Origin of the sequence: Parvibaculum sp., assembly GCF_035511255.1 — a bacterium.
GTDB lineage: Bacteria > Pseudomonadota > Alphaproteobacteria > Parvibaculales > Parvibaculaceae > Parvibaculum.
Window position 1 is genome coordinate 1 of sequence record NZ_DATKFR010000097.1, and the last position, 8,291, is coordinate 8,291.

An 8,291-nucleotide genomic window follows, 5' to 3' on the forward strand; every position below is an offset into this window, starting at 1 on the left:
ATGTCTGCGCGTGGAGTTGCGAGGCGGCCCTGCGCCGCGTCGAAAGGCCTGACATTTCAAGCCCTTAGGTGCCTCCCGGCACCTTTCCGGTTCTTTATGGAGCGACCTTAGCCGACGGAGACGGCGGGCGCAAATCAGGCCGGCTGAATATCTTCGCTAGCGGCTCGCACGACAGGAACTGTGTCCGAAGGCAGCCCAACGATTTCGCGATAGGCGACGGAGAGAGCTGTCGTGCTCAACATTCCCAAGATGACATATGCCACCGCGCCAAGAGCGGTGGCGGCAAGCGGGACCGGAGCAGAGATGAAGGCAATCGCGAAGAACAGAAGCGCCGGCAACATCGTCACAAGCAACATAAGAACCAGCAGCCTCCACGTATTGCCCTCGGCGCGCCGCCAGATGTAGCGGATGTTGCTTTCCCCGCCGAGCGAAACATGAGGCAGAACGAGAGCCGCCCTCAGAACAAGTGGCACCAGAACTACCCAGCCTATTACATCTGCCAGAACTGCGGCAGGCATGATCCAGGCATCGAACGTATTCCAGTCAGGATGATAAAGCCGATCATACGCATATATGGAACCAACCAGAATGGGGATCGAGAGAACGGGCGCACTCAACGCCCATATGACAAATATCTTGAGCGCGGACCAAAAGTAGAGGAGTTCCTTCCGACCGAAGATCAGACCGGTCCCTCCAAGGCCTCGCGTCTTTTCTCCAATAAGAACAAAACGGTGAAATGCGACGGCCATCATCGCCCATCCCACCCAAAGAAAAATTCCTATCTCTAAGAACGTCGGCAAAATCGTCATGAAATAAGCTCGCATGACTTCATCCGGCGTTGAGTCCAAGCCGGAGGGTGGCGCGAATTGTGCAAACCGGAACTCGGCGTAACTTCTCACCGCGACCACTAGCAACACCGGTATCCAGGCAGCACGAAGCAAGTCCCAGAAATGCCGGATGACGCCGGCATAGACTTCCCGGGCGGCGGAGAAGACCGGCAATTTCCTTGTAAGCCCCTCAGCCGCGCCATATGCGAAAGACATACCTTCCCCTCACCCCGTGATGGAGTTCACATTTCACCATAACGAGAAGAGATTGCGAAGCCGCTAGTTCATCGGCGCATCGGATTTGTCGAGGTCGAAGGCGAGCGTGCCAGGCGGGCCGACGAGGTCGCGATAGGCGATCGACAGGATCGCGACACCGACAATCGCAAAGAAAATGTAGAAGACCGAGGCCAGCACAAAGACGAGAAATGTCGGCAGGCCGAGCGACAGCACGATCGTTCCCACCAGCAGGAAGGCAATCGCGATCGGCAGGCTGGCAAGCAGCAGAAGGGCAACGAGCCGCCAGAAATTCTCGCGCGTCCGTTCGAGAATGAGCCGCGCATTGATCGGCTCGTCGACCGCCACCGCCGGAAGCAGCAGAAGCAGCCGGACGAAATAATAGATGCCGATCAGCAGCGCGATGAGACCGAGAAAGCCGACGAGCGACGTCGATGTATTTGCGGATGCCCCCGCCGACACCGCCGAGATCACGGCCATGAGATATCCGGGCAGCATCAGAAGGCCGAGAAATATCGAGACCATCAGAAAGCGGGCCTCGCGCCGACCGAATTGAAGATGAAACGGACCGGGCGCGACATCGCCGACGAGAATGAAGCGGTGCCAGGAAACGGCGATGATCGGCCAGATGAAGAGCGAAGCCAGTTCCAGCAAAAAGCGCAGGATCGGATTCGCTTCCACATCGATCAGCGCCGCCACGAAAATGAGCGCGATATAGAGAACACCCGGGAGCCAGGTGAGACGCAGCATCTGCCCGAAATGCGTCCATGCACCCGTATAGGCTTCCTTGACCGCAGCGAAAACGTCGAGCCGCCGCGGCGGCATCGGATGTTCGAATGGATCGCTCATCGCGTGCCCCCGCCCTGTTGCGCGCGTCGCGCACGCTTGTTGTCGATCGCGAGAATGCGATCCTGATAATCGCGATTGGTCGGGTCGAGCGTCAGCGCCTGCATATAATCGCGCCGCGCGCTGTCGAGCCGGTTGAGCGCCTCATAGACGGCGCCACGGACGAAAAAAGACGCATCGCGTTTGGAGTCGAGCTTGATCGCCTTGTCCGCATCCGCGAGCGCGAGGTCGAGATCGCCGATATCACGGCGTGCATTGGCGCGGTTCGCATAGATCATCGCGTCGTTGGGCGCATTCTTGAGCGCCGCCGTATAATCGACGACCGCCTGCTTCGAATTGCCCAGATTGCGGAAGGCCACACCCCGGTTGATGAAGGCCGCGACCAGATCCTCTTTCGCGAGTTGCCCGGAATCGATCGCCTTGGTGCAATAGTCGATGGCGGCCTTGTCGTTGCCGCTGCGGAACTGCTCGTAACAGAGCGTATTGTCGTCATTGGCGTCGGCGAGTGCGACACCCGGCAGAAGCCCCGCGACAAAGGCCCCGGCGAACAGAAAACGCTTCATTCATTCTCTCCAACTGAACGGCGCCAGCCTAGCGGTGTTCGGTGCTGGAGGGAACCGGTTGCCGGTGATTGCCACAACCGCCAAGGCCCGGTTGCCGGACCCGGTATTCGCCTTGGCGGGATCAATCGCCGGTGGCCGCGCGTGAATCGCGACGGCGGGAAGAGTGTTTCCGGCAGGCAAGCATCTTCAGCCAGGTTCCCGAATGGAACATGCTCATCAGCAAATACATCGGGACCATGCCGCCCAGCGGGGACGCCTCTTGTGCGGTCGCGCAGAGCAGATCGGCCGGACCGGAGCCGAGAAGGCTCGTAAGCAAGGCCATGACCGCAAAGGTCGGTGCGGCCGCAAGCGAGAGGACCTCCGCCATCCCAAAGGCGGCTTTTGCGCCCGCGGCGGGGCGAAAATTTGCAACCTCAGCCATCGGCATATTCGTCATGGCGCCGCCACCAGACGCCCGTTTCGTTGCGGCCCAAGGGAGCGCGGTCGAGCCACTGATACGCGCCCCAAAGACCGTCAAGACCGCGCGCATAGGTAGAGTATGTGTGATAGACGACGCCGTTCTCGAGCACATAGGCGCTCATTCCCGGCGTGTCCCGCTTGTAAGTGGGCCCGTCGGTTCCGCATGCCGCTGCGAACCGTGTGACGGGTTCCGGAATCGTCGCCGCATCCATCGGCTGGCCGCTGCGCCGATAATTATATTCGACACTTCCTTCGCGTTGCTGTTCTTCGGTGAACGAGACGTTGAAGTCGAAATTGAAGTCGTTGCCCTGCGAGGACGCCCAGGGGAATGTCCATCCCATGCGCTGCCTGTAGGCCTGCAACTTCGCGAGCGGCGCACGCGATACCGCCCAGAGCGCGACATCGTGATTGGCCAGATGAACGGCGAACCCGTCGAAGCCGTCGGCGATCATCGAGCAGGAGGGACAGCCCGCCGTGTAATCCGGCCCGAACATGAAGTGGTAGACGAGAAGCTGCGAACGGCCGGCAAAAAGATCGCGCAGCGACTGTTTGCCTTCGCCGGTGTCGAAAACATACTCCTTGTCGACCCTCACCCATGGCAACGCCTGCCGCCGCCGCGCCAACTCGTCGCTTTGCCGCGTCAGCTCTTTCTCGGCCTTGAGCAGGTCCAGCCGGGCCGACAGCCACTCTTCGCGTGTTCCGGTTGTGTGTTTCGTCATCGTCCTTGTTCCTCTGTCGATACGACGTGCTTGTCTGCATCCGTGAGGTAAACTAGGTCCGGGACATCGAATGGCGGGAGTGACAAGTGTGGCGGGATTCCAATGGACTCGCTGATTACGGCGGCGGCGCTTGCCCTCGCAGCGGGTGATCCCCTCGGCGCTTTGAACCGTGTGGCGCTGCGCGAAGACGCGCCCGCGCTCGCGCTTCGGGGCATCGCGATGGCGCAGCTCGGCGATCTCGCCCGGGCCAAGGCTCTCCTGAAAAGTGCGGTCCGCGCCTTCGGTCCGAAGGAGGCGGTGTCCCGCGCGCGCTGTGTCGTGGCCGAAGCCGAGATCGCGCTCGTCTCGCGCGACCTGGGCTGGCCCACGAAGGTGCTCGACAAGGCTCGGGCCACGCTCGAAGAGCACGGCGATCATGTGAATGCAGCCTATGCGGGATATCTCGAAGTCCGGCGCCTTCTCCTGATCGGGCGTCTCGACGAGGCCGAGCGGACCCTCGCCGAACTCGATCCGAAGTTTTTTCCGCCCGCCCTCGCCGCCGGCTATGAACTCGTCGTCGCCGGCATTGCGTTACGGCGCCTGCGGACGAAGGCGGCACGCTCTGCACTGGCGCGGGCCGGACAAGCCGCACGCCATGCCGCCATCCCGGCGCTGATTGCGGAGGTCGAAAGTACCGCTCTCGGTCTGAACACACCGGCGGCGCGGCTGATCGCGCGCGATGGCGAACGGCTCCTGTTGCTTGACGAGGTCGAGGCGTTGCTCTCCTCGAAGGCGCTTGTCGTGGATGCTTGCCGCTATGCGGTGCGTGAAGCCGGCGCGGTTGTTTCGCTCGAGAGACGCCCGGTTCTGTTCGCGCTCGCCCGCGCGCTGGCCGAAGCCTGGCCGGAGGACGTTCCGAGAGAGACACTCCTTGAACGCGCATTTCGGGCCAAGCACGCCGATGAATCGCATCGCGCACGGCTGCGTGTCGAGATCGGCCGCCTTCGCAGGGAACTGCGGATGATGGCCGATGTAACCGCCACGAGCCGAGGCTTTGCACTGGTGCCGCGCCACGCGCGCAAGGTCGTCACGCTGGCCCACCCCGTCGATGAAGAACATGCCGCCATACTCGCCCTTCTCGCCGACGGCGAGGCATGGTCGAGCTCGGCTCTGGCACTGGCGCTCGGTGCCAGTCAGCGCAGCGTGCAGCGGGCGCTTGAGACGCTTTCCGGCGCAGGCAAGGTGCATTCGTTCGGCCAAGCCCGGGCGCGCCGCTGGATGACGCCGCCCGTACCCGGATTCCCGACAAGCTTGTTACTCCCCACCCCATTGTCGGGCGATTAGGATCGATCCTGCCGAACAACCGGGAAATCGACATGACCAGATCACCAGCCGAAATCGTCAATGAATATGGGCCCTTTCCGGGCGCCGATGGCGTGCATGGGGTTACCTATGACGGCCGGCAAGTCTGGTTCGCCGCCGGCGACAAGCTCAACGCCCTCGATCCGGCGAGTGGGAAGGTCTTGCGCTCAATCGACGTCGCGGCACATGCAGGGACCGCTTTCGATGGGCGACATCTGTTCCAGATCGCCGAGAACCGCATCCACAAGATCGACCCGGAAACCGGCAAGATCCTCGGCTCCATTCCGGCTCCCGGCGGAGGCGGCGACTCGGGTCTCGCCTGGGCGGAAGGAGCGCTCTGGGTCGGGCAGTATCGGGAGCGGAAGATCCATCAGGTCGATCCGGAGACGGGGACGGTTCTTCGCACCATCGAGTCCAACCGCTTCGTCACCGGCGTCACCTGGATCGACGGGGAACTCTGGCATGGCACATGGGAAGGCGATGCGAGCGAACTGAGGCGGATCGATCCGCAGACGGGCAAAGTCCTGGAGAGCGTCGACATGCCACCCGGCACTTTCGTCTCAGGCCTCGAATCCGATGGCGGCGACCGCTTTTTCTGCGGCGGGGGCAACAGCGGCAAGCTGAGAGCCGTCCGCCGCCCGGTACGCCGCGCCTCGACCGACGTCTAGAATCCGGTCAATTTTGTTAGGGAGACATCGGCAGAAGCATAGAAGACGTTAGGTTTCCAGCACCCCGATCATCTCAACCCGCGCCGCATGTCGGCCGCCCTCGAACTGGGCGGCCAGGAATGCGTCCACGATATCGAGCGCCAGCCCTTCGCCCACCACGCGCGCGCCAAGCGAAAGCATGTTGGCATCGTTGTGCTGACGGATCATCCGGGCTGAGAATGTGTCGGCGCAGACACCGCAACGGATGCCCCTGACCTTGTTCGCCGCCATCATGATGCCCTGGCCGGTGCCGCACAGGATGATGCCAAACCGGCAATCGCCGGAGGCGACGAGCCGCGCCGCCGCTTCGCCGTGCTTGGGATAGTGTGTGCTCTCCGGCGTCGTCGGTCCGATATCGACCACCTCCCAGCCATGCGCCGCGACATGAGCGGCAATGGACTGCCGGAGTTGAATGGCGGCATGGTCGCTGGAAAGGACGATGCGTCTATTGTCGGTCATGGAGAAATCGTTCCGTTTGCCGAAGCGGTCTGGCAACATCGCCAAGTTTCAACTCGCAGCCTAGTCCCACTCGATCTTGAACCGGAGCAATTTTGTTTCATTTATAGGCGAGTTGAATTCTGGGTAAGACTCGATACCAAGAAAAATACCTTTCCGGCGTGCCCCCACCGCCAACACACATAATCGTCCGGAGGCGCTCACCTGTTGGTGTTGTTGCCCGCATCTTCCTGCTGGTATTCGCCGTAGGTCTTAAAGGATTCGGATAGGCAACGCGCCCGATCTTGTCCGGGTACATTGTCGCACAGGCTTCGGCGCCACGCTTGGCCGGTATAATACGCACTCTGCGAAGAACAAGCCGATAGCCCAATCGCCAGCAACAGCGCAATTACGTGCAGTCTATGCATTTATGGCATTCCTCATTTCGGGGCTGGAGAGCGCTATTCATTCTCCGCTCGGGAGTCGTCATCGAATACGATGAGGTCTCCGGGCTGGCATTTGAGAAACCGACAAATTCTTTCGAGAGTCTCGAAACGCACGCCCTTCACCTTGCCCTGTTTGAGCAGTGACAGATTTGCCTCGGTAATCCCGACATATTCGGCGAGATCCTTGGACTTCACATTGCGTTCGGCGAGCATCACGCCCAGGCGCACTCGGATCGGCATGTCGCAGCCTTCAGACGAACTGCTTATTTTCGTCGGAAATGTCTATAGCCTCCGCCATCACCCAGGCGATGACCGCAACCGTTCCCGCGAAAATCAGCACAATGAGCGTATCGGAGCCGATGTTCAGTGCCAGCGTCCTCCTCCCAGTCAAATTGCTGAAACTCAGAAGGACAGAGAGCGCGGCGCCCGCCAGCGGTTTCAACAAGCCCGACACCGCGGCAGCGATCGAAAACGCCTTAAGCCGCTTGACCTGCTCGCTGGAAAAGATTTGGCCAGCGGCAAAAGCTGCAAAGCAGCGGCGGGCGTTCAAAAATCCGTAAATCAGCGTTCCGAGCGGGATCATGGAAATTGTGAATGCCAAAGTGCGAGTGAGCACATCAATATCCGCAACCGGTGCGTTCGAAATGCCCGCTTGGCTGAACAGTGTTTGTGCAGGGGTCAAGGTCCAATAAAGAAGCATCGCCGACGTGAGCATCACGGACGTAACGAGGCAGCCCACCGCCATCAACCGACTGAGATGACGAATGCGCTTCCTACGACGCTCCTGATCCCGCGCAACGGTATCGATAATGATCGGTGGCTGAACCATGGCTGGAAGATCCCTTTTTTCGGCCCCAGCTATGGCATGTAAATTATCGTTTTACAATAATTTATTTCTGCAAAACAGTTGCGAACTTCGCTTTGGTCGATCAACGGTCCCCTAACCCGCCTCGTAGGAGGCCAGCCCGTCCAGACGCGAAACCCTGCCTATGTAGCCCAGATCGCGCCGCGCGGCGCTATCGTCGATCGTGAACTCGCGGCCGATCATCCGCACCATCGTTCGGGTCAGAGCGGGGTCCTGATCCGAGCGCCTGAGTCTTGCGCCGAGTTCCATCAAGCGCCCCATGAAGAAGGCCACCCCATAGGGAACCGAACGCAGCTTGTCGATCGAGAGCCCTTGCAGCTTTGCCAGGCTGTCGACAAATGCGCGAAAGGTCGTGTTGTCGGCATCCCGAACGAAATAGGCCTTGCCGCCTTCGCCCCGATCAAGCGCGCAGATCAGCGCTTCGACGACATTATCAACGTGGCATGTGGAATAGGGATAGTCACCGCGCGCAATGAATGCGAACTGGCCTGACTCGATCGCATGCGGAATGTTTCGGCTGAAGGCGTCGCCCGGCCCCCAGATGCCCGGCGGACGAATGGCGATGGTGCGGAAACCTGGCCTGTTGGCCGCCAGCACGCCCGCCTCGCTCTTCGCCTTGCTGGCGATATAGGGCGAGAAACTATGCGGAAAGGTACGGGCGCGCTCATCGGCGTTGCGGATCGGCGAGCCGCGATCGTCCATGATGACCGCCGCTGCCGTCAGATAAATGAATGACGAAACACCCGCCTTTTGCGCGGCCTTCAGCAAAGCCTTCGTACCATTCACATTGACATGAAAGTAGGGCCTGCGCGGGCCGGCGAAATGAAAATGTGCCGCAAGATGCATGAC

Annotated in this window: 11 protein-coding genes; 2 read left to right on the plus strand and 9 right to left on the minus strand. The window is 60.8% G+C overall.

Annotated features, from left to right (window positions below):
* Nucleotides 1-134: 134 nt before the first annotated feature.
* From VMR03_RS03255 to VMR03_RS03275, 5 genes are all read right to left on the minus strand, one after another.
* Entirely contained in the window at nucleotides 135-1,043 is a 909-nt protein-coding gene (locus VMR03_RS03255) for a hypothetical protein (RefSeq protein ID WP_325402240.1), read from the minus strand.
* Nucleotides 1,044-1,106: 63 nt separating this feature from the next.
* Nucleotides 1,107-1,910 carry a hypothetical protein gene (locus VMR03_RS03260; RefSeq protein WP_325402242.1) on the minus strand — a complete coding sequence of 268 codons (804 nt, stop codon included), beginning with the start codon at nucleotides 1,908-1,910 and terminating at the stop codon, nucleotides 1,107-1,109.
* A complete protein-coding gene (locus VMR03_RS03265; RefSeq protein ID WP_325402244.1) occupies nucleotides 1,907-2,470 on the minus strand; it encodes a tetratricopeptide repeat protein in 564 nt (187 codons plus the stop codon). The genes VMR03_RS03260 and VMR03_RS03265 overlap by 4 nt, the downstream gene beginning before the upstream one ends.
* 121 nt (nucleotides 2,471-2,591) lie before the next feature.
* Nucleotides 2,592-2,891, minus strand: a complete 300-nt coding sequence (locus VMR03_RS03270; protein WP_325402246.1) for a hypothetical protein — start codon at nucleotides 2,889-2,891, stop codon at nucleotides 2,592-2,594.
* Nucleotides 2,884-3,648 carry a DUF899 domain-containing protein gene (locus VMR03_RS03275; protein WP_325402248.1) on the minus strand — a complete coding sequence of 255 codons (765 nt, stop codon included), beginning with the start codon at nucleotides 3,646-3,648 and terminating at the stop codon, nucleotides 2,884-2,886. Before VMR03_RS03275 ends, VMR03_RS03270 begins: the two co-directional genes overlap by 8 nt.
* Before the next feature lie 102 nt (nucleotides 3,649-3,750).
* Here VMR03_RS03275 and VMR03_RS03280 point away from each other — a divergent pair, with 102 nt between their 5' ends.
* Both VMR03_RS03280 and VMR03_RS03285 read left to right on the plus strand, forming a co-directional pair.
* On the plus strand, nucleotides 3,751-4,971 hold the full coding sequence (locus VMR03_RS03280; RefSeq protein WP_325402250.1) for a helix-turn-helix domain-containing protein: 1,221 nt from the start codon (nucleotides 3,751-3,753) through the stop codon (nucleotides 4,969-4,971).
* A 32-nt stretch (nucleotides 4,972-5,003) separates the two neighbouring features.
* Entirely contained in the window at nucleotides 5,004-5,657 is a 654-nt protein-coding gene (locus VMR03_RS03285; protein WP_325402251.1) for a glutaminyl-peptide cyclotransferase, read from the plus strand.
* A 48-nt stretch (nucleotides 5,658-5,705) separates the two neighbouring features.
* Here the strand turns inward: VMR03_RS03285 and rpiB are convergent, their stop codons facing one another.
* From rpiB to VMR03_RS03305, 4 genes are all read right to left on the minus strand, one after another.
* Complete coding sequence (gene rpiB / locus VMR03_RS03290) at nucleotides 5,706-6,155, minus strand: ribose 5-phosphate isomerase B (protein ID WP_325402252.1); 450 nt, start codon at nucleotides 6,153-6,155, stop codon at nucleotides 5,706-5,708.
* A 437-nt stretch (nucleotides 6,156-6,592) separates the two neighbouring features.
* A complete protein-coding gene (locus VMR03_RS03295) occupies nucleotides 6,593-6,817 on the minus strand; it encodes a helix-turn-helix transcriptional regulator (protein ID WP_325402254.1) in 225 nt (74 codons plus the stop codon).
* Between the two features lie 10 nt (nucleotides 6,818-6,827).
* Complete coding sequence (locus VMR03_RS03300; protein WP_325402256.1) at nucleotides 6,828-7,406, minus strand: DUF2975 domain-containing protein; 579 nt, start codon at nucleotides 7,404-7,406, stop codon at nucleotides 6,828-6,830.
* Between the two features lie 111 nt (nucleotides 7,407-7,517).
* A partial coding sequence (locus VMR03_RS03305) for an NAD-dependent epimerase/dehydratase family protein (RefSeq protein ID WP_325402258.1) occupies nucleotides 7,518-8,291 on the minus strand: 774 nt, incomplete at its 5' end.